Origin of the sequence: Paractinoplanes durhamensis (assembly GCF_016862175.1) — a bacterium.
Taxonomy (GTDB): domain Bacteria; phylum Actinomycetota; class Actinomycetes; order Mycobacteriales; family Micromonosporaceae; genus Actinoplanes; species Actinoplanes durhamensis.
In genome coordinates, this window is the sequence record NZ_BOML01000019.1 from 334294 (window position 1) to 356361 (window position 22068).

16 protein-coding genes are annotated in these 22068 nt (G+C 73.6%); 4 read left to right on the plus strand and 12 right to left on the minus strand.

Going from position 1 to position 22068, the window contains the following annotated elements; translation table 11 throughout:
* Nucleotides 1-2: 2 nt before the first annotated feature.
* From Adu01nite_RS11240 to Adu01nite_RS11270, 7 genes are all read right to left on the minus strand, one after another.
* A complete protein-coding gene (locus tag Adu01nite_RS11240; protein WP_239132299.1) occupies nt 3-1472 on the minus strand; it encodes a methyl-accepting chemotaxis protein in 1470 nt (489 codons plus the stop codon).
* The gene (locus Adu01nite_RS11245) at nt 1469-2158 is read right to left on the minus strand and encodes a chemotaxis protein CheW (RefSeq protein WP_239132300.1); all 690 of its coding nucleotides are present in this window, start codon (nt 2156-2158) and stop codon (nt 1469-1471) included. The genes Adu01nite_RS11240 and Adu01nite_RS11245 overlap by 4 nt, the downstream gene beginning before the upstream one ends.
* Nucleotides 2155-3570, minus strand: a complete 1416-nt coding sequence (locus Adu01nite_RS11250; protein WP_203726523.1) for a CheR family methyltransferase — start codon at nt 3568-3570, stop codon at nt 2155-2157. The genes Adu01nite_RS11245 and Adu01nite_RS11250 overlap by 4 nt, the downstream gene beginning before the upstream one ends.
* Nucleotides 3567-4046, minus strand: coding sequence for a chemotaxis protein CheW (locus Adu01nite_RS11255; protein ID WP_203726524.1), 480 nt, complete (start codon nt 4044-4046; stop codon nt 3567-3569). Before Adu01nite_RS11255 ends, Adu01nite_RS11250 begins: the two co-directional genes overlap by 4 nt.
* Before the next feature lie 71 nt (nt 4047-4117).
* Entirely contained in the window at nt 4118-5302 is a 1185-nt protein-coding gene (locus Adu01nite_RS11260) for an ABC transporter permease (RefSeq protein WP_203726525.1), read from the minus strand.
* The gene (locus Adu01nite_RS11265) at nt 5299-6012 is read right to left on the minus strand and encodes an ABC transporter ATP-binding protein (protein ID WP_203726526.1); all 714 of its coding nucleotides are present in this window, start codon (nt 6010-6012) and stop codon (nt 5299-5301) included. Before Adu01nite_RS11265 ends, Adu01nite_RS11260 begins: the two co-directional genes overlap by 4 nt.
* Nucleotides 6009-7382 carry an efflux RND transporter periplasmic adaptor subunit gene (locus Adu01nite_RS11270; RefSeq protein ID WP_203726527.1) on the minus strand — a complete coding sequence of 458 codons (1374 nt, stop codon included), beginning with the start codon at nt 7380-7382 and terminating at the stop codon, nt 6009-6011. The genes Adu01nite_RS11265 and Adu01nite_RS11270 overlap by 4 nt, the downstream gene beginning before the upstream one ends.
* 174 nt (nt 7383-7556) lie before the next feature.
* Here Adu01nite_RS11270 and Adu01nite_RS11275 point away from each other — a divergent pair, with 174 nt between their 5' ends.
* Nucleotides 7557-7733 (plus strand): hypothetical protein, encoded by a 177-nt coding sequence (locus Adu01nite_RS11275; protein ID WP_203726528.1) that lies wholly within the window; start codon nt 7557-7559, stop codon nt 7731-7733.
* Nucleotides 7734-7803: 70 nt separating this feature from the next.
* On the opposite strand, the gene Adu01nite_RS11280 is transcribed toward Adu01nite_RS11275, so the two are convergent.
* Nucleotides 7804-8526 (minus strand): L,D-transpeptidase family protein, encoded by a 723-nt coding sequence (locus tag Adu01nite_RS11280; protein ID WP_203726656.1) that lies wholly within the window; start codon nt 8524-8526, stop codon nt 7804-7806.
* A gap of 194 nt (nt 8527-8720) precedes the next feature.
* A complete protein-coding gene (locus Adu01nite_RS11285; protein ID WP_203726529.1) occupies nt 8721-9602 on the minus strand; it encodes a CAP domain-containing protein in 882 nt (293 codons plus the stop codon).
* Between the two features lie 213 nt (nt 9603-9815).
* Between Adu01nite_RS11285 and Adu01nite_RS48435 the strand changes: the two genes are divergently transcribed.
* From Adu01nite_RS48435 to Adu01nite_RS11300, 3 genes are all read left to right on the plus strand, one after another.
* Nucleotides 9816-11303 carry an acyltransferase family protein gene (locus Adu01nite_RS48435; RefSeq protein WP_203726530.1) on the plus strand — a complete coding sequence of 496 codons (1488 nt, stop codon included), beginning with the start codon at nt 9816-9818 and terminating at the stop codon, nt 11301-11303.
* Between the two features lie 118 nt (nt 11304-11421).
* Nucleotides 11422-12294 (plus strand): EamA family transporter, encoded by an 873-nt coding sequence (locus tag Adu01nite_RS11295; protein WP_239132301.1) that lies wholly within the window; start codon nt 11422-11424, stop codon nt 12292-12294.
* A 60-nt stretch (nt 12295-12354) separates the two neighbouring features.
* On the plus strand, nt 12355-13389 hold the full coding sequence (locus Adu01nite_RS11300) for a GGDEF domain-containing protein (RefSeq protein ID WP_203726531.1): 1035 nt from the start codon (nt 12355-12357) through the stop codon (nt 13387-13389).
* On the opposite strand, the gene Adu01nite_RS11305 is transcribed toward Adu01nite_RS11300, so the two are convergent.
* The 3 genes from Adu01nite_RS11305 to Adu01nite_RS11315 all read right to left on the minus strand — a co-directional run bounded on the left by Adu01nite_RS11305 (nt 13368) and on the right by Adu01nite_RS11315 (nt 22053).
* Complete coding sequence (locus Adu01nite_RS11305) at nt 13368-19826, minus strand: hypothetical protein (RefSeq protein WP_203726532.1); 6459 nt, start codon at nt 19824-19826, stop codon at nt 13368-13370. The genes Adu01nite_RS11300 and Adu01nite_RS11305 overlap by 22 nt on opposite strands.
* Before the next feature lie 827 nt (nt 19827-20653).
* The gene (locus Adu01nite_RS11310) at nt 20654-21076 is read right to left on the minus strand and encodes a hypothetical protein (RefSeq protein ID WP_203726533.1); all 423 of its coding nucleotides are present in this window, start codon (nt 21074-21076) and stop codon (nt 20654-20656) included.
* A gap of 68 nt (nt 21077-21144) precedes the next feature.
* Entirely contained in the window at nt 21145-22053 is a 909-nt protein-coding gene (locus Adu01nite_RS11315) for a pirin family protein (protein WP_275414644.1), read from the minus strand.
* Nucleotides 22054-22068: the final 15 nt, after the last annotated feature.

The following is a 22068-nucleotide window of genomic DNA, read 5'->3' on the forward strand; positions in this document are numbered from 1 at the left end:
GGTCAGTGCCGCCCGGAGCCGACCAGGTCGAGCAGGTCACCGGAGAGGTTGCTGAGGTGGGCCGCGGTCTGCTTGGTCTGCACCGCGCTCGACTCGGTCTCCCGGCTGGCCCGGGCGGTGTCCGAGGCGGCCGCGTTGACCTGCTCGACCGCGGTGGTCTGCTGCTTGGTGGACAGCTCGATCTCCCGGGTGGCGTCGCTGGTGGTCGCGACGAGCTGGGCGATCTTGCGGAACGAGCTGGTCGCGTCGTCGAACTGCCGGGAGCCGGCGTCCACCGCCTTGGCGCCGATCTCGGTGGCCATCACGGTGGTGTTCACCGCCCCGCGGACGTCCTCGATCATCGCCCGGATCTCCTTGGCCGACCCGGCCGTGCGGTCGGCCAGCTTGCGGATCTCCTCGGCCACCACCGCGAAGCGCCGGCCCCACTCGCCGGCCCCGCTCGCCTCGATGGTCGCGTTGATGGCCAGGATGTTGGTCTGCTCGGCCAGCTCCGACACCAGGTCGACGACCCCGCCGATCTGCTGCGACTTCTCGCCGAGCGCCAGCATGTGCTGCACGATCTGGTCGACCTGGGTGCGGATCGCGGTGATCGAGGCCCGGGTCTGGTCGATGGTGGCGTCGCCGGAGCGGGCCGCCTCGGCGGTGTCCTCGGCGACCTTGGAGACCCGCTGGGCGCTGTCCGCGATCTGCCGCGAGGTGATCAGCAGCTCACTGATCGTCGTGGTGATCTCGCTCATCGCGCTGGCCTGGTCCCGCCCGCCGGACGCCTGCTGGGCAGCGGCCGCCTCCAGCTGCGCGGACGAGCTCTGGATGTGCCCGACCGCGGCGCCCACCTCGCGGCGCAGGTCCCGGCTGAGCCGCCAGGCCACGGCGGCGGAGCAGGCGATCAGCGTGACACCGAGCCCGATGATGAAGATGATCGCCGCGGTGGCCCGGTTCGACGACTCCGTGCGCGTGGCCGCCATCGTCGCGCTGACCCGGTTGATCAGCGCGTCGATCGCGGCCAGCAGGGCCTCGCGGGCCGGCTTCGCCCGCGGGTCGTTGAGCACGTCGATGTTCAGGGTGGTCATGTTCTGCCTGGTCGTGATCAGGTCGCCGACCACGGTGTTGTGGGCGGCCTCGGCGGTCGACACCGCTTCCAGCAGCTTCATCGCGGTCGGATCCTCGGCCACCGATTCCCGCAGGGCGCTGACCTGTTTCAGGAACTCGGCGCGGTCGGCGTTGGTGGCGGTCAGCCACTCCGGCGACTTGTTCAGGATGAATGCCCGGTAGTCGCCGATCCGGCGCTCCATCGTGCTGCTGAGCTTCTCGGCGCCGACCAGGCTGACCGACGCCTCTTTGATCACGTCGTCCTTGGCGACCATCACGTAGCGCAGGGCCAGCGCCGACGTCGCGGTCATCAGCAGGGTGAGCGTCAGGGTCAGGCCGAAGCCGGCCGCGAGCTTGGTGCCGAAGGTCCGTCCGGCCATCATGGTGCGGTCTCCTCGTCGTTTCCCGGTTCGTGACCGGCCAGCGCGTGCACGGCGGCCCGGGCGGCGGGCACGTCGATGATCGGGCGGGTGGTGCCGTCGAGCACGGCCATGCCGCGCAGAGCGCCGCGGCGGCCGGCACCCGCCTCGCCGATGAGCGCGTCGGCGGTGACCCGGACGTGCCCGTCCAGCCCGTGGAAGGCCAGGCCCAGCGGCGGCGCGCCGGCCGCCAGCACCAGCCAGCGCGGCGTCTCGGCCACCGCGTGCCCGAGCAGTGCGGCCAGGTCGTAGACCGGCACCACGGTGCCGGCGAAACCGGCCAGCCCGAGCAGCGCCGGCAACGGTCCGGGCAGCGGGGTGACCGGCCGGTCCGGGTGCAGGCCGGAGGTCTGGGCCAGGCGCAGGGCATACGGGCGGCCGCCGGCCCGGACCGCCAGCAGCTCCACGTGCTCGGCGTCGTGGCTGCTCTGCGGTTGCGCGAAGGAGCGGTCGAAGTCGGTGCGCAGCCGGACGATCCGGCCCCGGACCCCGGACTTCGCCTTGGGCGAGGTCAGGGCCTGCGCCGCGGCTGCGCTCAGGGCCCGCCCGGTGGCCGCCGTCTTCTCGACGTCCACCGCCCGGTCGATGGCCGCCTGCTCGGTGGCCGCGCGCTCGGTGGCGCCGGCCGCCCACTCCATCGCCGCGGTCATCGCCGCGCCCCGCAGGCGTCCAGCTCGGCCCGGCACAGCACGGTCAGCGCGATCCGCCCGAATCCGCCGCCGAACAGGCTGATCCGCAGCTCGTCCTCGGCCGGCAGCAGCGCGAGCGCCCGCTCCAGCTCGCCGGCCGCGGTGCGGTTGTCGCCGCGCCGCCGGGCCACCAGCCCGAGCCGCATCCGGGGCAGCGCGAACTCCGGGTCGAGGTAGGCGGCCAGCCGGTACTGGCCGATCGCCTCCTCGACGCCGGTCGCGCCCTCCAGGCAGAGGGCCAGCAACTGGTGTGCGTCCGGGTTCAGCCCGTCGTCGTCGATCAGCCGGCGGGCGGTGTCGATGGCCTCGTCGAGGCGGCCCGACTGGGCCAGCAGCACCCCCCGCAGCAGCCGGTCGCGCGGCCGGCCGGGCTCCGGCAGCCGGGCGGTGACCAGCGCCAGCGCCTCGGCGAACCGCTCCTCGCCGAGCAGCGCCACGGCCTGCTGGTGGATCCTCTCCTCGACCGGCTCCGGCTCGGCGGCCGGCGGCACGGCCGCGGCGGACCGGGGCGGCGCCGGCGGCGGCAGCGTGGGAATCGTGACGGCGGGCCGCTGCTGCAGCGGGCGCCGGTAGTAGAAGGCGTCGTGGGTGTGCCGCAGCTCCAGGCCGTCCGGTTCGGCGCCGAGCGAGTCGGTGTGCCCGAGGAACAGGTAGCCGCCCGGGGCCAGGGCCTGGGTCATCCGGCCGATCAGGGCCTGCGCGACCGCCGGGGTCAGGTACATCAGCAGGTTCCGGCAGAAGATCACGTCGCACTGGCCGGCCTGCCACAGCCCGGCGTCCGGCTCGGCCACGTTGTACTGCCGGAACCGCACCGCCTGCTGCACCTCGTCGACCACGTGGAAGCCGCGCTCGCCGGCCCGGAACCACCGCCGCTTCACCGGGTCCGGGGTCTCCCGCAGCGACCACGCCGAGTACCAGCCCTCGGTCGCCTGCCCGAGCACCGCCGGGTTGGCGTCCAGCCCGAGCACGTTGATCATCCAGGCCTGCCCCGGCAGCGCCTCCTTGGCGGCGATCGCCAGGCTGTACGCCTCTTCGCCGGAGGAGCAGGCCACCGACAGCATGCGCAGCACCCGTTGCTCGGAGCGGGCGTTGATCCGCTGGGGGAGGGCCTCCTCGCGCAGCGCCCGGAACTGCTCGCCGTGCCGGAAGAAGTAGGTCTCGGTGATCGACAACTGCTCGATCAGCTCGGTGAGCTCGGTGTTCCAGGGCCGCGCGGCCAGCCGGTTCAGGTATTCGCCGTGGCTCATCCGGTGGGTGTGGGACCGGTCGGCGAGCAGCGGCCCGAGCTGACCGGCATCCCGGTCGCTGAAGGTCCAGCCCAGCGTCTTGGCGAGCAGCTCACGGAACCGGGCGATCTCCGGGGTGTCGGTCATCCGGTGACCGCGGCGGCGGCCGCTTCCCATACCTCGTCGGGCACCGCGCGCATGCTCTGCAGCAGCAGCAACGGCTCGGCGCCGATCGTGCCGACGCCCGCGACGAGCCGGCTGGACCGGCCGCCGAGCAGGGCCGGGTGGCCGCCGGTGGCGCTGGTGTCCACGTTCCGGATCCCGATGATCTCCCCGGTGGCGAGGGCGACCGCGCCGCGCTCGGTCTGCACCGCGACGTACCGCTCGGGTTCGCCCTGGTCGCCGCGCAGCAGCCGGGACACGTCGATCACCGGGGTGGGCACGCCGCGCAGCACGCTGATGCCGAGGACGAACGGCGGGGTGCCGGCCAGCGGCTGGGTCTCGAGCGGCCGCATGGTCTCGATGACCTCGTCGAGCTGCAGCGCACAGAGCAGTGGGCCGGCACGGAAGACGAGCGCGGCCATGACGGCCCCGACCTCCGGCATCTGTCCGTATTGCCGCACACCGACAGATTAGCGAGACTTCTACCGCTAAATGAGGCTAAAGCAAGGTTCTCTCATCTTCCGAAGAGGCCTCACTCGGTTCGCAGCGCGACCACCGGATCCAGGCGGCCGGCCCGCTGGGCCGGGATCACGCCGAAGATGATGCCGACCGCGGCCGACACCCCGAACGCCAGGGCGAGCGACCACCAGGTGACCGCGGCCGGGACCGGGGTCAGCCGGTCGACCAGCAGCGCGGTCGAGATGCCCAGGGCCATGCCGAGGACGCCGCCGATCGTGGTCAGCAGGACGGCCTCGAGGAGGAACTGGACGCCGATGTCGCGAGGCCGGGCGCCGACCGCCTTGCGCAGACCGATCTCCTTGGTCCGCTCGCGCACCGACACCAGCATGATGTTGGAGACGCCGACCCCGCCGACCAGCAGGCTGATCCCGGCGATCGCGGCGAGCACCCCGGTGAGCACGCCGAGGATGTCGCCGAGCACGCCGAGGATCTGCTCCTGGGTGACGGCGCTGAAGTCGGTGTCCGGGTGCCGTTTCACCAGGGCGGCGACGACCGCGCTGCCGAGCGCGTCGATCCGTTCCCGGTCGGGGGCGCGGATGGCGAGACCGTCGATGCGCTGGGTGCCGAGGAGGCGCTGGGCAGCGGTGACCGGCACGTGGACCTCGCTGTCCCGGTCCACCCCGAGGCTCTGCCCGAGCTGCTCGAACGTGCCGATCACCCGGAACCGCACCCCGCCGATGGTGATCTGCCGCCCGATCGGGTCGCGGTCGCCGAAGAGGTCCCGGGCGGTCCCGGCGCCGAGCACCGCGACCCGCCGCCCGGTGGTCACGTCGGTGCGGGTGAGATAGGTGCCGCGGTCGAGGTGCCGGACGAACACGTCCGGCGTGGTCTCCAGAACGCCCTGCATGCTGGCGTACGCGCTGCGCGTCCCGGCCCGCACCGTCTCGCCGGAGCTGATCGTCACCGCCACCCGGGACCGGTCGCCGACCACCCGGGTGACCGCCTCGACGTCGTCCATGGTCAGCGTCGACGCGCTGGGCGCCGCGCCCGGGTCGAGCCGGCCGGGCACGACGATCAGCAGGTTGGAGCCGAGCCCCTCGACCTGCTGCTCGATCTGCCGCTTGGTGCCGGTGCCGATGGCGACCAGCGCGACCACCGCACCGACCCCGATGACCACGCCGAGCATGGTCAGGATGCTGCGCAGCCGGTTGGCACGCAGCGCGTCGATGGCGACCCGCCACGCCTCGGCGACCCTCATCCGGCCGGCTCCTCGACCGGAGTGACGATCAACCCGTCGCGCATCACGATCTGCCGGTGCGCCCGCGCGGCCACGTCCCGGTCGTGGGTGACCAGCACGACCGCCACCCCGTCGGCGTTCAGCGACTCCAGCAGGCCGAGCACCTGCTCGCCGGTGGTCGAGTCGAGGTTGCCGGTGGGCTCGTCGGCCAGCAGCACCGACGGCGAGGTGACCAGCGCCCGGGCGATCGCCACCCGCTGCTGCTCGCCGCCGGACATCTGGTTGGGCCGGTGGTCGAGTCGGTGCCCGAGGCCGACCCGCTCCAGCATCTCGGCCGCCCGGGCCCGCCGCTCCCGCCGGCCGACACCCCGGTAGACCAGCGGCAACGCCACGTTGTCCCGGGCCGTGGTGCGGGCCAGCAGGTGGAACGACTGGAACACGAACCCGATCGTCTCGTTGCGCAGCAGCGCCATCTCGGCCGGCCCGAGGGCGGCCACGTCCCGCCCGCCGATCCGCAGGGTCCCGCTGGTCGGCCGGTCGAGCGCGCCGAGCAGGTGCATCAGCGTCGACTTGCCCGACCCGGAGGTGCCCACGATCGCCACGTAGTCGCCGGCCGTCACGGTCAGCGACACACCGCGCAGCGCCGAGACGGAGACGCCGTCCAGGTCGTAGGTGCGGGTCACGTCGACCGCCACGATCGCGGGCTCGGCCCCGGACAAGGGCTGCGTCATGAGGACGCTTTGTCGCCCGCGTGCACCAGGTCGGCGCCGCCGATCACCACCCGCTGACCGCTCTGCAGGCCGGCGGTCACCTGCACGACATCCTCGCCCTGCACCCCGACCTTGACCGGGACCCGCTGGTAGACGCCGTCCCGGACGGCCCACACGGTGTCCTGCCCGTCGGCGTTGACGATCGCCGAGGCCGGCACGGTGACCGCGTCGGTGGCCTGCCGCACCTGCAGCCGGACCACCGCACTCATCCCGGGCCGCGGCGTCGGCGCCTTCGTCTCGTCGTCGTACGTCCCGGCGGCCAGGTCGAGCCGCACCCGGTAGGAGACGCCGCCCTGCGCCGACGTGGTCGGCAGCAGGTCGACCGCGCGGACGGTCGCCGGGTAGGAGGCGCCGGTGGCCGCGTCCAGCTCGACGGTGGCGGTGACGCCCGGCTCGACCAGCAGCACATCGGTCTCGTCCACCTCGGCGCTCAGCCCGAGCTGCGTCACGTCGACGATGGTCATGATCGGGGTGCCGGCCGCGACGTAGGCACCCTTGGGGACCGCGGCGTCGACCCCGGGCAGGGTGGCGCCGGAAGCCGCGGCCGGCGCGGAGCCTGCGGAAAGAAGGTCGGTGAGCGACGAGGTCCCGCCGCCGCCGGTGGCCGGTCCGCCGAGCTGGACCACGCCGGCCGCGGGGGCGCGCAGGGTGAGCGCTTCGACGGCGGCATCGGCGAGGTCGTACGCCTGCTGGGCCTGCAGCTTCTGCGCCGCCGAGAGCGACTCGACCGCCTCGCCGAGCGACGCCACGCCGCGTTGGACCGACCGGAGCGTCGCGGCGGCCGCCGCCGACGCGGCCTCATACTGCTGCTGCGCGGCGTCGACCTGCTTGAGGAGTACGCCCTTGAGGTTGGGGTCGGTGATCTTGCCGGCCGCGTCGCGGGCGTCGTCGAAGGCCGCCGCGGCCTGCTTGTCGGTCTTCCGGCGCACCGACGTGTACCCGGACGTGCTGAGACCGGGGGAGCCGCCGCCGCGCGAGGCCTGGTCGAGGGCCTTGGCCGCGGACTCGCGACGGGCCTCCAGCTCGGGGGCGTCGATGACCGCCACGACCTGACCCTTGCTGACCTTCTGCCCGGCCTCGACCCGCAACTCGGCGAGGGTGCCGGCCGCGGGGGCGCTGAGGGTGGCGGCGGACCGGGCGGTCACCGAGCCGGGCGCCTCGACGATCTCGTCGACGGTGCCACGGGCGGCCGTGCCGACCGTGATGCCGTCGTCCTCGCTGCCGCAGGAGGCCGCGGTCAGCGACACGACCGTGACGATGCCGAGCGCGAGAACGCCCGGCCGGAGCCGCGCGCGAAAGGGCCGATGGGTTCGCGGGAGGGCGCCAGACACGGACGCCACTCTATGCCGCGGCCCGGGCGGCGGCCTCGGCGGTGATTGTTACCGGCGAGTCGGATCAAGAACACCCAGGCCACGAGCTTGACCGGGCGGTGCACCCTGGGTGAACCGTCCCCGCGGCCCCCGCCGTACTTCCACCGGCAACGTGACCGTGAAGGACGTGACGCAGTGATGCAGCGAGCCGACGAACTGACCGTGGTGCACCATGACGACACCGTGAGCCGCTTCCTCGACGTGACATACACCCTGAGCCGGGAAGGCTTACGCCTGGTCACCTCGTGCGGCAGCGAACGACTGATACCGAGTCACGAGGTGCTCACCACGCACGTACGCAAAGCAGCTTGATCTTGATTTTTACAGAGTGACGCCCGGACCCCCTGGAAGGGAGCCCGGGCGTCGCCCAGCGAAAGCCGGATCAGGTCCCGGGACGACGCCCGATGACCTTCACCGTCGAACCGATCTTACCGATGCCCCAGTACGTCTTGGCATCCTGCGGCAGAAGGTTGACACAGCCGTGCGAACCGCGCCACATGTCGTGGATGTAGGTGGTGGTCTGGTGGAAACCGCGCCCGCCGATGAACCGCTGCCAGTAGGGCAGCCAGACGTGGTACGGGTCCGACCATTCCTTCGTGGTCCGCTTATTGATCTTGAAGGTGCCGGCCGGCGTGCGGTAGCCCTTCATCCCGGTGCGGGTGATCGTCGGCTTGACGAGAACCTTGCCGTTCTTCATCACCCACGTGGTCTGGTGGGTGAGGTCGACGCAGAAGGTGACGCCGGACTTACTGGCCTTGCAGGCGGCCGTGTTCGTCGCGGCGAGTCGCTTGGCGACGTCGTTCGTCGTGGGACCGGCCAGGCCCGAGGCCGGCTTGATGCCGAACCGGGTCTGGAACTTCTTGATGGCCGCGCAGTCGGCGGCGGACTGCTTGCCGTCGACCGTGAGCGTGCCGTAGCCGCCGAGTTTCTTGAGGTAGCCCTCGACCTGCTTCTGGAACTTACCGGTGGCACAGCTCGCGGCCGCCGCCTTCGTGACCACGGTGGTGGTCACGACCTTGGCGGCCGGGGCGGTGCGGACCGTGGCGCCGGCGCCCATGGGCGTCAATGCCATGGCGCCGAGGCCGCCGCCTACCAGGGTCGCCAAAGCGGCCCCGGTGAGGCGGGCGGAAACCCGTCTCACTCGCAACTTGGTCCTCCCCAGGACATGTGTTCGCACATCGAAGCACAGCAGGGCTCGCCTCGGTGTATGGGGAACGACCGTGGCGCGAATCTGTGAGATGTTTTCGGTTCGCGCCGGATGCAGTTGAGAAGTGACAGGTTGGACTAAGGGTGCAAAACCTAATCCTGGGGGGTTGCGAAGTCCTGGACCCAATACGTTGTGTGATCACGGTCGATGGCCAAACCCACACCCATCTGGTTCAGCCGGCAATCCATGATGTTCTCCCGGTGCGCCGGGCTGTGCATCCAGCCGTCGACCACCTCGTAGGGGCTGTGCACGTTGCGGGCGATGTTCTCGCCGTAACGCTTCCACTGGTAACCGGCCTCGCGCATCCGATCCCCGGAGCCGTCGCCGTTCGGTGACTCGTGCGCGAAGTAGTCGCGGCGGGCCATGTCGGCGGCGTGCTCGTTGGCCGCCTCGATCAGCCGCCGGTCCACCGACAGGCTGTCGCAGCCGCCGCGCCGCCGGTTCTGGTTGACCAGGGCGAGGACCTGCTGCTGCATGCGTGCGTTCGGGTTCGACGAGACGTCGGCCCGGGTCACGTCCTCCCGCGCGGTGGCGAGCAGGCCGCCGGCGAGGTCCTGGACCTGTTTTTGCGCGGCCGGGCGCTGCTGGATCAGCTTCGGCTGCGCCGGGCGCTGCTGCGCAGCGAGAACACCGCGGCGGTCACCCGAGGTGTCCCGGTCCGGCTCGGCGTCGTCATCGGCCGCGTCGGAGTTGCCGCGTACGCCGTCGGAGTCGCCCACGTCGGATCCGTCGCCGGTCGCCGTGCTGTCGTCGAAGGTCAGGGTGTCGCCGGTGTCGCCCACGAAGTCCACCGAGTCGGCCGAATCGTCCGTGGCCGAGTCGTCGTTGGACGGTGACCACCCCCGGAAGTCGGGCATGAAACCGGAGAATCCCGGCATGTCCGGCGTCTCGGACGCGCCCGCCGTGGTGGCGGCCACGCCACCCGCCACCAACAGCGCCGTCGCCGCACTGACCACTAACAGAGGTTTCCGCATGTCGCTGGTGATCCCCATCGATCGCAGGCGCCCAGCCGCCCCGGCCGCCTTCTCGCCACGGATCAACGTCACAGACCGGCCACGGTCACCATGAACGTCGCACAACCGCACAGACAATCCGGACAGTTCATTCGTTTGGGGTAAGCCTGTGCGATCTTTCTGCCGACCGGATCGACGGTCCCGCTTCGGGATCGATCCTGGCACCGTTTCCCCGTGCGAAATCGATACCTGGACCTGCTCCGTGCCGCGGCGATCGTCCGGGTGATCGTCTACCACCTCTTCGGGTGGCCCTGGCTGTCCATCGTGCTGCCCGCGATGGGCATCATGTTCGCGCTGGCCGGCTCGCTCACCGCCGCCTCGCTGGAGAAGCGCTCCTCGGGCCAGGTGGTGCTCTCGCGCGTGCGGCGGTTGCTGCCGCCGCTGTGGTTGCTGGGCCTGGTCGCCGTACCCGTCATGCTCGCCATCGGCTGGATGCACGAGACCGACAGCGACCACCCGTTCAGCGTGGGCGGCCTGTTCTTCTGGCTGCTCCCGATCGGCGACCCGACCGGCAGCGACGCGGCCATCGACGTGTGGGAACCGCTCTGGTACCTCCGCGCGTACCTCTGGTTCGTCCTGCTCTCCCCGTTCATGTACGCCCTCTACCAGCGGATCGGCTGGCTGGCCGTGGCCGCGCCGCTGCTGCTGATGGGCGTCCTCGACGTCACCGGCTTCACCCTGCCGGACACCGCCGACTCGGCCCTGTGGGACTTCGTCACCTACGGCGCCTGCTGGATCGCCGGCTTCGCCCACCACGACGGCCGGCTCGCCCGGCTCAAGCCGTGGATCGTCTACCCGGTGGCGGTCGTCATGGGGGTCGCGGCGATGTACTGGCTGCGCGACAACCAGGGCGAGGACCCGTGGGACCTCAACGACGTCGCCGAGTCGCAGGCGCTGTGGTCGATCGCGTTCGTGCTGATCGTGCTGCGCTGGCAACCGGCCATGGAGTGGCTGGCCAAGGTGCGTCCGCTGGACCGGGCGGTGACCCTGCTCAACGCCCGCGCGGTGACCGTCTATCTCTGGCACAACATCGCCATCGCGGCGGTCTGGCCGGTGCTGACCTTCGTCGCGCTCGACGACCTCGAGGGTGACCTCGCCATCGTGGTCGATTTCAGCGTCGCGATGGCGCTCACCATGATCGCGGTCCTGCTGTTCGGCTGGGCCGAGGACCTGGCCGCCCGCCGGTCCCCGCGGTGGTGGCCGATCGGCGGCCGGCCGCCGGTCGCTGCCGTCCCGGCTTCAGCCGATCCCGATCCCGCTCCGGCGCCGCGCCCGGGCGACGATCCGGCCGAGCCGCCGCAGCCGGTCGTCGACTTCGCCGCGGCCATCCAGCCACAGCCGCTGCCTCCGGTGCCCGCCGCGGCGATGCCACCGGTCGCCGAGCCGGCACCGGCACCGGCCCCGGCTCCCCGGGCCGCGCCCGATCCCGGCCCGGAGCCGGTCGCCGCCGTTCCGCTCGGCCGGCACGCGTCGCTCGGCGAGGACACCCGGGCCGGGCTCGGCATGCCGGTCGCCGGCCGGCCCGCCGCCCACCACCCGCCCGGCGAGGTCGTCGACCGGGCGGGCCGTTCCTGGCCCACCGGGCCCACCGCCGTCGGCTGGCCGGAAGAGACGCCCGACTGGTTCCGCGGCCGCCGCGGCAGCGACCAGCCGGAGCAGTAGCAGGCGGCCGGGCCGACCGGGTCCGGTGGGAAAAGGCCCGGCCGCCGTCGGGGTGAGCAGGGGCACCTGGAGGGCCTCCGCCGTCCGGCCCCGGTGAGCAGCGCGAGAGGCTCACCGGGTGAGACGACCCGAGGTGCCCGCGCCCCTGCTCGTGCTGGCCGCGATCGCCTCGGTGCAGTTCGGCAGCGCGGTCGCCCGCACCCTCTTCGACGACCTCGGCGCGGCCGGCACCACCCTGCTCCGCCTCGCCCTGGCCGCCGTGATCATCGCGGTCGTCACCCGGCCCGCCGTGCACCGCTGGTCCGGTGCGGCCTGGCGGGCCGCCGCCCTGCTCGGCGTGGTGATGGCCGGCATGAACCTGATCTTCTACCTGGCCCTGCGGACGGTGCCGCTCGGCATCGCGGTCACCGTCGAGTTCCTCGGCCCACTGCTGCTCGCGCTCGTGCAGACCCGCCGCCTGTTCGACCTGCTGTGGGCCGCGCTCGCGGCCGGCGGGGTCGTCCTGCTCGGCGTCACCAACGGCGGCGCCGCCCCGCTCGGCGGCCTCGCCCTCGCCCTGGCGGCCGGGCTCTGCTGGGCCGGCTACATCGTGTTCAGCGCGAAGCTCGGCGGCCTGGTCCCCGGCACCGGCGGCCTGGCCGTGTCGCTCGCGGTCGCCGCGCTGCTGGTCCTCCCGTTCGGGCTGGACGGGGCGAGTGCCGTACTCCAGCACCCGGACCTGCTGATCGGCGGGACCGCCGTCGCCCTGCTCTCCTCGGTCTTCTCCTACGGCCTGGAGATCAACGCGCTGCGCCGGATCCCCACCCGGGTCTTCGGCATCCTGATGAGCCTCGAACCGGCCGCCGCCGCCATCGCCGGCCTGCTCGTCCTGCACCAGCATCTCGGCGTGGTCGAGGTGCTCGCCCTGGTGCTGGTCACCGCGGCCAGCGCGGGCGTCACCCTGGCCCGCCGGGACCACGACCGCGCTCTCACTCTCGCCGAGACCGGCTGAAACCCTCAACTGCCCGCGCCCGGGACCGAAGGGTCATAGCGGATACGAGGAGGCGGCCGGGTGCGGTTCCAGTTGCGTGATCAAGCGGGCGCGTCCCGTGCGGTCGCGTATCTGCTGATGGGCGCCGGCCCGTTCATGTTTCTCACCGGTGTCGTGTTGCCGGCGACTCGCACGGTCACCGGGGTGAGCGTCTTCGGGCTGCTCACCGTCGTCCTCGGGCTGGCCGGCGCGGTCTGCCGCTGGCGCCCCGAGCGGGTTCCCAAGATCATGTGGTTGCTGGCGCCGTTCTTCGGCGTCCTGCTGGTCACCGTGCTCAACCTGGCCACCAGCGACGCCAGTACCGGCGCCCAGTTCTTCTACCTGTGGCCCGTCCTGTACGCCGCGAACTTCCTCGGCCGCGCCGCGAACTACCTGGTCCTGGCGTTCGTCTCGGGCGGCAGCGCGGCCACCGTCTTCCCGATCGAGGGCGCCGGCGCCGGCGTCTCCGACTGGGCGTCGCTGACCGTCGCGATGATCCTGACCGCGATCGTGGTGTCCTCCCTGCGGCTGCGCAACGAGCGCCTCCGGGACGTCCTGGAGACCCAGGCGTACGCCGACCCGCTCACCGGCGTGGCCAACCGCCGCAGCTTCGACGACCTGCTGTCCCGCGCCGTCGCCTGGGCCAACCGCGGCGGCGAGACGATCGCCCTGATGACCATCGACATCGACTACTTCAAGAAGATCAACGACACCTGGGGCCACGCCGTCGGCGACCAGGCCCTGCAGGCGGTGGCGGACGCGCTGCGCCAGGTCGCCCGGCGCGAGGACGACGTGGTCGGCCGGCTCGGCGGCGACGAGTTCGTGGTGCTGCTGCGCACCGACCGGATGGGCGCCCGCCGGGCCGCCGACGACATCCGCGCGGTCCTGGCGACGGTGGACACCCTGCCCGGCGGCCCACCCGGCCTCAGCATCGGCGTGGCCCTGCTGCCCGACCACGCGGACACCGCCGCCGACCTGGGCGCGGCGTCGGACGCGGCCCTCTACGCGGCAAAACAGGGCGGCCGGGGGCGGACCGCGATGGCCCACCCGAACGGTCAGTCCCTGGCCCTGGGGTAGGGCCCCCACCCGTCCCGAAGTACGTGGATGTAGACGGCCTCCAGGCACACCCCGATCCGCTCGGCGAGTTCCTGGTCGTCCGGCCGCCCGAGGCGTACCGCCTGCGCGAAGTGATCGAGCGCCTCCATGTGCCGCCCCTGATCGAAGCAGCACCGCCCGGCATTCTCATGGACCACGCTGCGCAGCGGATCCGGCACATCGGCTCCCGCGGCCTTGGTGAACAGCCGATCCGCCTCCTCGTAGTCCTTCCGCAGTCGCAAGATGTGCGCCAGTTCAGCCTGCGCGATAACGGTCGACTGCACGTCCTGGGCAGTCTCGGCATGCGCCAGCGCCAGCCGAACCGCGGCGGCCGCCATCCCGAGCTCCCCGAGCAGCCGATAGACCTCGGCCCGCACGCTGAGCAGCCCCGCCTTGGCGACGTTGTCGGTCTCCTCGGCGAGCGGATCGTCAAGGCGTTCGCCCAGCTCCCGCAGCGCATCCTTGTTGTCGACAACCTCCCGCAGCGTCCCACCGTCGAGCCGCCACCGAATAGCTTCGAGATCCGCCGCCGACAGCGCCGCCGGCCGCTCGACAACCTCGGCCACGGGGGCCTCGGCAACGGCCTCCGGCCGGGGCATCCCCCTCCGCTGAGCGACCTGCGCACCCACCGCCGCCGGTTCCGGCCGGGTGCCTTCTTGCGTACGCCCGGCGCCGTCCCCGCCGTCACCAGCAGTTTCGTCGCCCGCGTGCGCTTCGCCGGCGCCCTGCTCATCGGGCGCGGCTTCCAGCGCCACCCCGTTGAACAGCCCCGCCAGATCAAGATCCAGAACCATGCCGTCCGCCTCGGCCTTGGGCGCCGGCGCAGGCGGATCCTTCTTGGCAAACCACTGCCCGACAAACTCGGAGTCCGCGTTCCGCTTGGGCTCCGCATCAGGCCCCGAAACCATCAGCTTCCCGATAGGCCGAAGGTTGTGCAGAGTCCCATCCGGATCCATGTACGGCGCCGCATGCGCCCCGGCCCGCCGAGCAGCAGCCTCCGCGTCCGTCCCCGCACCGTCCCGGCCATCCGCCGAGCCATCCTGGCGGTGCGCCGACCCATCGCGGCCGTGGACCGAGTCGTCCCGGCCGTGCGCCGAGCCATCTTGACGGTGCGGCGAGCCGTTCCGGTCGTCCGCCAAGCCATCTTGACGATGCGCCGAGCCGTTCCGGTCGTCCGCCAAGCCGTCCTGACGGTGCGCCGAGCCGTTCCGGTCGTCCGCCAAGCCATCCTGACGGTGCGCCGAGCCGTCTCGCCCGTGCGCCGAGCCGTCGCGGTCGGCCGTCGAGCCGTCTCCGCTGCTGTCCGCCGAGTCGGTGCGCCCGAGGTCGGTCGAGCCGCTTCCGGTGTCCGGTGCCCCGTGCCGCGGAGCCCGAGGCTCCGCCCTGGCCGGATCGCCCGCGCCCGGCACCGTGCCGTCAGCCGGCGGCCGCTGCATGGGCACCGCGATCCGAGCCGCCCCGGCTCCGGCGTCCTGGCCGTTCCCGCCCGGCGCCGGTGCGCCACGCTCCGGCGCGAAGTCAGCCGGTTGCGCCCCGTCCTGACGAACCGCCGCAACCTGCGGCGCTTCTTGCCGGGGAGCCTCGGTCCGACCGGGCACGCCATGCTGCGGAGCGCGACCGGGATCAGCCTCACCCGACCGCGGAGACCCGGCCTGACCGGGCACGCCATGCTGCGGAGCGCGACCCGGACCAGCTTCGCCCGACCGCGGAGAACCGGCCTGACCGGGCACGCCGTGACGCGGACCGGGCTCGTCCGGCCGCGGAGCAGTGGCCTGCGCCGGCCGATCCGGGCGGGCAAGCGGCTGGGTAGGCACGTCCTTCTCGGGCAGCCCGTGAGCCGCCGGCGAGACCGGCGTGACGTCGGCCGCCGCTTGCCGACCGGCGGCGTGCTGCGGCGCGCCCTGCTGCGGCGGCTCGGTGCGCTGTGCCGGCCCGGCCTGTTCCGGCGGCGAAGCGGGACGTTGCGCATGCGCGCCCGCGGGTGCACTGGTCGGCGCGGAGGCCAGCGACGTGGGCCGGGCGCCGTGCGCGGCGGGCTGCTGGTCAGCGGCCGGCGAGACCGGCCTGACCGCGGGTGCGGTCGCCGCGTCGCCCGGCGCGCCCTGCTGCTGCGGGGCGAACGCGGCGGGCGGAATCGCGCCCGACCGCTGACCCGGCTCGCGCGTGGTCGCCGGGTCGGTCGGCTTGCCCGGTTGCTGCGGGCCGAAGGCGGCGGGCGGAATCGCACCGGACCGCTGACCCGGCTCGCGCACGCCCGGCGTGATCGTCGCCATGCCGGCCTTGGCCGGACGGTTGCTGTCGACACCCGACGAGACCGGTTCCGCCGCGCTGCGCTGCCGGTGCTTGGCCGGCGGTACCACGTTGAGCTGAGCGGCGGTCCCGCGGACGGAGCTGGGCAGAGCAACGCCGAGGCCGACCGGCCGGCCGGCCTCCGGAGCCGGCGGGAACGCCGCGGCCGGGACACCGGGCGACGTCTGCTGCGCTCCCGAGGCGATCTGAGCGGCCGAGGCGATCTGAGCGGCCGGGGAAATCTGCGCGGCCGGGGAAATCGGAGCAGTCGGCGGGAACTGGGTGGCCGGAGGCAGCTGAGTTCCCAGCGGCAGCTGAGCGCCCGGGGGAATCTGCGCAGCGGGCCGAACCGGCGGCTGGCCGGTCTGGGCGGGGAGCTGACCGGCGGCTTGGGCCGGCGCGAAGTCGCCGGCCTGCGCGACGGGCTGGCTCGCCGGCGGCACCGAAGTCGGGCGCACCTCGCCGCCCGGCACCGGGCCGGGGCCGGGGGGCCGGTTCGGGTCGGCCTGTGGGAACGGTCCATCGGCCGGAATGGGCCGGGAAAGGCCGCTGATCGGCACGGACGCCGGCGGCGCCTCGTCGGGAACCATCGACCACGGGCCGCCGTCGGACTCCGACAACGTGACATGCGCGGTGCGCGGGGTCCGGCGCGAGCGCGGGGGACCGTCCGGCCCATTGAGGCGGGTGCCGGTCTCCCACGGCGACTGCATCTGCGTGCCGGTCTCCCACGGAGCCTGCGCCTGCGGGCCGCCGTCGCGGGATGGCTGGGCTTGCGGGTCGGCTGCCCGGGGCGCCTGCATGCGGGAGGTGGTGTCCCACGGTGCCTGGGCCTGCGGGCCGGCTTCCCGCGGGGCCTGCGCCTGCGGGCCGGTCTCCCGCGGCGCCTGCATCCGCGAGGTGGTGTCCCACGGTGCCTGGGCCTGGGGTCCGGCTTCGCGGGGCGGCTGGGCCTGCGGTCCCGCCGGCCGGGGAGCCTGCATCTGCGTGCCGGTCTCCCACGGCGACTGCAGGCGGGAGCTGGTGTCCCAGGGCGATCCGGCCTCAAGCCGGTCGGCGCCGACCGGCGCGGCGGGAAGCTGCTGGCCGGCGGTGTCGGGACGCTGCTGCGGGCCGGCCGCGGGGCGCTGGTCCTGACCTGCGCGCCGGTCCTGGCCCGGGCGCTGGTCACCTGGCACTACCGGCGGGACGGCGGCGGCCGGGCGCTGCTGAGGGCCGGCGGGACCGGTTGCCGGCTGCGGTGTGACACCGGGCGCCGCTGGGCGTGTTGCGCCGGGGGTCGGCTGCGTGGGCGGCGTCCCGGGGGTGCCGGAGGTGGCCGGGGTCTGCGGGCCGGGTGCGCCGGGACGCTGCTGCGGGCCGGCGGCCGGGCGGCGACCCTGGCCGGCCGCGGGGGCGGCGGGACTCTGGTCCGAGCCGGGGCCGGCCGCGGCCGGGCGGTTCTCGGCGGGGGAGCCGGTCACCGGCGTGGGAGCAACCGGGGGTGGGCTGACCACGCGGGCGGCGGGCGTGGCCGGGTTCGTGCCGACCACGCGTGGCTGCTCGGGCCCGGCCTTCTTGACGACGCGCGGGAGCGGCGTCGGCTCCTCGCGGCTGATGACCCGGGCCGGGGTGGGCGGCGGCGCCTTGCTGAGCACGCGCGGTCCGTCGCCGGGCTCGCCGTCCTGGTTGACGTCCTCGCCGGTCGCGGCCGGTTCGAGGCCGGCCTGCTCGGTGGAGTCCGGCTCGTCGTTCCAGGTGGCCTCGCCCTCGATGTCCCAGGACGTGACCCGGTTGCCGTCCTCGGACCAGGCTTCCTCCTCGGACCACGCGGCGGGAGCGGGCTGCTCCTCCCAGCCGGTGTCGCGCCGGCCGTCAGCCTGATCGCCGGGCTGCTCGTTGCCGACCCATTCGACCCGCTCGCCCGAGCGGCGGTCGTCCCAGCCGCTGCCGCCGACCGGGCGGAAACCCTGGTCGTAGTCGCCGATCGCGGTGACCGGCGGCCGCCCGTCGACGGGCCGGCCCCGATCGCCGGCCGGCCGGCCGCGGCGTCGTCCATCCGGTTCGGACCGCGGGTCGTACTCGTCCCGGTACCGCTCGTCGGGGTAGCCGCCGGCGCGCCGTGCGGCCAGGTCGTTCTCGTCGGTGGGGTCCCAGAACGCGGTGCGTTCGCCCATCCGGGCGCCCGGGCGCCGCTGGGGGTCGGGCATGCGCGGATCGGTGGTGTCCGGCCGGCGCAGTCGCGAGTCGGTGCTCTCCAGGTCGGCGGGGCGACGCAGCCGCGAGTCGGTGATGTCGAGCTCGTTGTCGATCGGTCGGCGGACCCGGGGGTCGGCACCGCGCTCACCCGGCCGTGCACGCCGGCCGTCCCGGTCGGCGGCAGCCTCGTCGCCGGCCCACCGAGCGGCACGCTCGTCCTGGCCCGGGCGTGCACCCTGTCCGGGGCGACCGCCCTGGTCGGGCCGGCCGTCCTCGGGCCGGCGGTAGAACTCCTGCGGGTCGGCGGGACGCACCCCGGGAACCTGGGCCCGCCCGCAGGCGGCCGGCTCGGCGGGACGCGCGTCGTCCACTCGGGGGTCGACACCACGTCCGCCCTGCGGAGCGACACCGCGGCCGGGTGATCCGCCCTGCGGAGCGGCACTACGGCCAGGCGATCCGCCCTGGGGTCCGGCACCGCGACCGGGTTGGCCACCCTGCGGCGCCACGCCGGGACCGGGCCTGCCCTGGGGGCCGGCGCTGCGGCCGGGCTGGCCGCCCTGCGGCGCCACGTCCTGGCCGTCCTGGCCGGCCGGTGGCACGACAGCGCGACCGGGTACCGCCGGCGGATTCGCGCCCGGCGGGGCCTGCAGCGCCTGCGGGGGAGCGGCCGGCGACTTCTCGCCGCGTTTGGCCGGCTTGGGTGCCTCCTGGTCGGCGTTCTTCTTCTTGCGCAGCCATCCGCCCTTGCGGGCCGGCTTCGCCGCTTCCTCCTCGACCGGCGGTGCCGCCGGGCCGGAGCTCGCCGCGGGTGGCGCGGCGCGTCCGGGCCGCTGCGGTGCACCCTCCACCGGCCGGGCGGCCCGATCAGCGTCGACCCGGGCAGCCTGATCGGCACGGTCGTCGACCCGGGCGGCCTGATCGCCGCGCGGCGGTGTGCCGGTCTCGGCCCACTCGGCCACCTCGTCCCGGCCACGGCCGCCGCTCCGCCCGGGAGCGTCGCCGCGCTGGGGAGCGTCGCCGCGCTGGGCAGCCTCGCCGGCGCGGTCGTCGCGCAGCGGCGTGTCGCCGGTCCAACCCCGGCCACCGCGCTGCGGCATGTCGCCGGACCAGCTGGTCCGGCTGCCGCGGGCCGGCCGTTCCTCGTCGGCCCAGCCGGTGTCGCCGACCCACTCGGTGCGGCCACCCTGCTGCGGACGCCCACCACGCTGCGGGGCGCTCCCGGCGGAACCAGGGCCGCTCCCGGCAGAACCGGGGCCGCTCCCGGCAGAACCGGGGCCGCTCCCGGCAGAACCGGGGCCGCTCCCGGCGGAACCGGGCCGGCCACCGCGCTCCGGAGAATCGGAGCCGGGCCGCGCGCCGCGCTCCGGCGAGTCCGCACCGGGCCGGCCACCGCGACCGGGCTGGCCGCCGCGGGGCGCCGGGCCGCGGCGCGGCGGTGCGGAGGGGCCGTCGACGCGCGTGGTGGTGGTCGGGCCGTGGCCGTAGGCGGCCAGGTCCCGGTGGTCGAACGGCTCGTCGATGTCGTCCTGGAAGTCGCCGAAGCGCTCGTCACGGCGCGGGCGGGCGCTGCCGGTGCTGCTGATCGGGAAGTCCGGTGCGTCGAAGTCGGCGCCCAACTCGGGGCGGTTGAAGTCGACGTCGTTGAATTCGTCGCCGGCCAGGTTGGGCACCGACGTGTCGACCGGGGCGAAGTCCGGGTCGTCGAGCCAGCTGGGGCGCTGCCCCTCGTAGGCGGGCCGCGGGGCGCCGTTGCCGCCGGCCCGGCGCTGCCGGCGGGCGGCCAGTTCGTCGATGGGGCCGTCGGGGTCGCCGGACTGCCGAGGACGACGGGTGGGAATGACCGGGTCGGGCGCCGTACGTTTCTGGAATTGGCGCTCTTGAACGACTGCCGTATTCGGCATGATGGAATACTCAGAGTATTCGTCGTCCCAGTATTCGTCGTCCTCGAAGCTCATGCGGCAGGCCTGTCCGAGGGCAGACGGCATCCAGGGGTCGGCGATAAGCCCCAGTGCCGCATCGTGCCCCCCGTCCCGTATCCCCAGCTGCCCGGATAGTCCCCTCCATCCGGCGGTTGTGGAAGGTTAACCACGCTTTTGCACCCGACGCCAGCACCCTCGGGAGCGTGCCGCGCGTCCCTGTATCGGCGCGGTGACCGAGAGTCGGCACCGACGTCGTGCGGGCCGCGTGTGTTTCCTCGATGTTGAGTACGGGTGACCGCGCCGAACAGTTCAAACAGGTTTCCGCAAGGATCGGCGGGCACGGATCGTCGGCAGAAAATAACGCGTCGTCACCACATTCCGGATCGTGGACTTAAGGAATTCTTAAACCCGTATTGAGGATCCCCACGACCCGGAAAGGTGAACGGGGGGTGGCGAAGCACACTCCCGCCCGGCGCGGATCAAGGCCCTCCGGGATGTCACGGTGGAGGAGCCCGAGGGACGACGTGGTCCCAGGGTCGACGGATCGGACGACACCGACGTGAAGGGAAGCGGATCATGCCGCTACTCGACCTCGGCGCCGTGCGCGCCACGTGGAGGACGGCCCCGCGCCGCCTCGACGACTGGACTCTGGAGACCCTCAATCCCCCGGCCGGCGGCCGCCGCCCCCGGTTGTAAAAGGCCGCCCCCGCGTCACACCCCAGGGACGCTCACATCTCGTCTGCCCCCCATTCGCAGGTGTGAGGTCATGGCGGCGCGGGCGTGCCGGGAGAGGAACGGCGGCGGGGTGCACACCGCCGCCGTTTCGAAGCAGGTAAGCAGAGCAAGTAAGCAGAGCGGGGAACCTAGAGCCGCCCGTCGGACGTGAACCGCCCGACCTCGGCCGGCAGCACCATCCCCGCCGCGGTCAGGGCCCGCAACAGCCCGGCCATCTCGTCCGGTGACGTGGGCGCCCCGTGCGGAAGACCCAGGGCCCGGCAGGCCTCGACGGCCCGGACGGCGATCGCCGCCTCCACCGCCCACAGCCGATGCGCCCGCATGGCGATGTGCGCGGAGAGCGTCAGCGACGCGTGCAGCCGCAGGAGCCGGCGCAGGTCGGCGGCGAGCTGTTCGATCGGCGGGCCGAGCGGCTGCGGGGGCTTCGGGCGGCGCGCTTCCCAGTAGTCGGCCGCCGCGTCCCACCACTTGGGCGCGAAGACGATTGCCGCGCCGAACAGGGTGGGCGCGGCCACGATCAATGCCAGTTTCGTTACATCCCAGACGTTCATCGGTCTCCCCGGGATGGCCGTCACCCCCGACGATCCGCCCGCGTCCGGGAGCCGTCAAGCGGTATACCTCAACGGGTGCTCCCGCGCGGAACGAGCCGGGTGATCGGCATCGGCGGCGCCGGGATCGGTGGCCCGTCGTAGCCGTGCACCTCGCCGAAGCGGGGCGTCCCGGCGACCCAGTCGGCCCGCATGTGCACGATCTCGTCATGGTCACGGGCGACGAAGTTCCACCACATGACCAGGCGTTCCGCGAACGGTTCGCCGCCGAGCAGCAGCAGCCGCGAGGCCGATCCGGTGGACACCGAGACCGACGTGCGACCCGCGCCCAGATAGAGCAGCGGGCCGGGTTTGAGGCTCACGCCGTCCACATCGGCCGCACCGTCGAGCGCCAGAACGGCGTACTCGAAATCAGCCGAAAGTGGCAACCGGGCGCTCGCCCCGGCAGCGAGGGTGAGTTCCGCGCCGACCAGGGGGGTGTGGCTTCGGGCCGGGGAGGTGGCGCCGGCGAACGTGCCGATGAGGACGGTGGCGGACAGGCCGCCGTCGGCGACCACCGGAAGATCTTCGTGGTGGGCGAAGGCCGGCGGCATGTCCCGGTCGGCGTGCGGAAGAGCAACCCACAGCTGTACGCCGTGGATCACCGCCGAATGCGACGCCGGCGTCTCCTCGGAGTGCGAGATGCCCCGCCCGGCGGTCATCAGGTTGAGCTGCCCGGGCCGGATCTCCTGCGTGTTGCCGAGGCAGTCGCGGTGCAGCACCTCCCCGGCGACCAGCCAGGTGACGGTCTGCAGGCCGGTGTGCGGGTGCGGCCCGACCCGCATGCCCGCATCACCGGCGGCGGAAAGATCGTGCGGACCGTACGCATCGAGGAAGCACCACGCGCCGACCATCCGCCGCTGCCGGTTGGGCAGGGTCCGGGTGACGGCGAACCCGCGCGGCCCGCCGAGCGCGACCGGCGCCCCTTCGAGAAGTTCGATGCTGCTCACCCGATC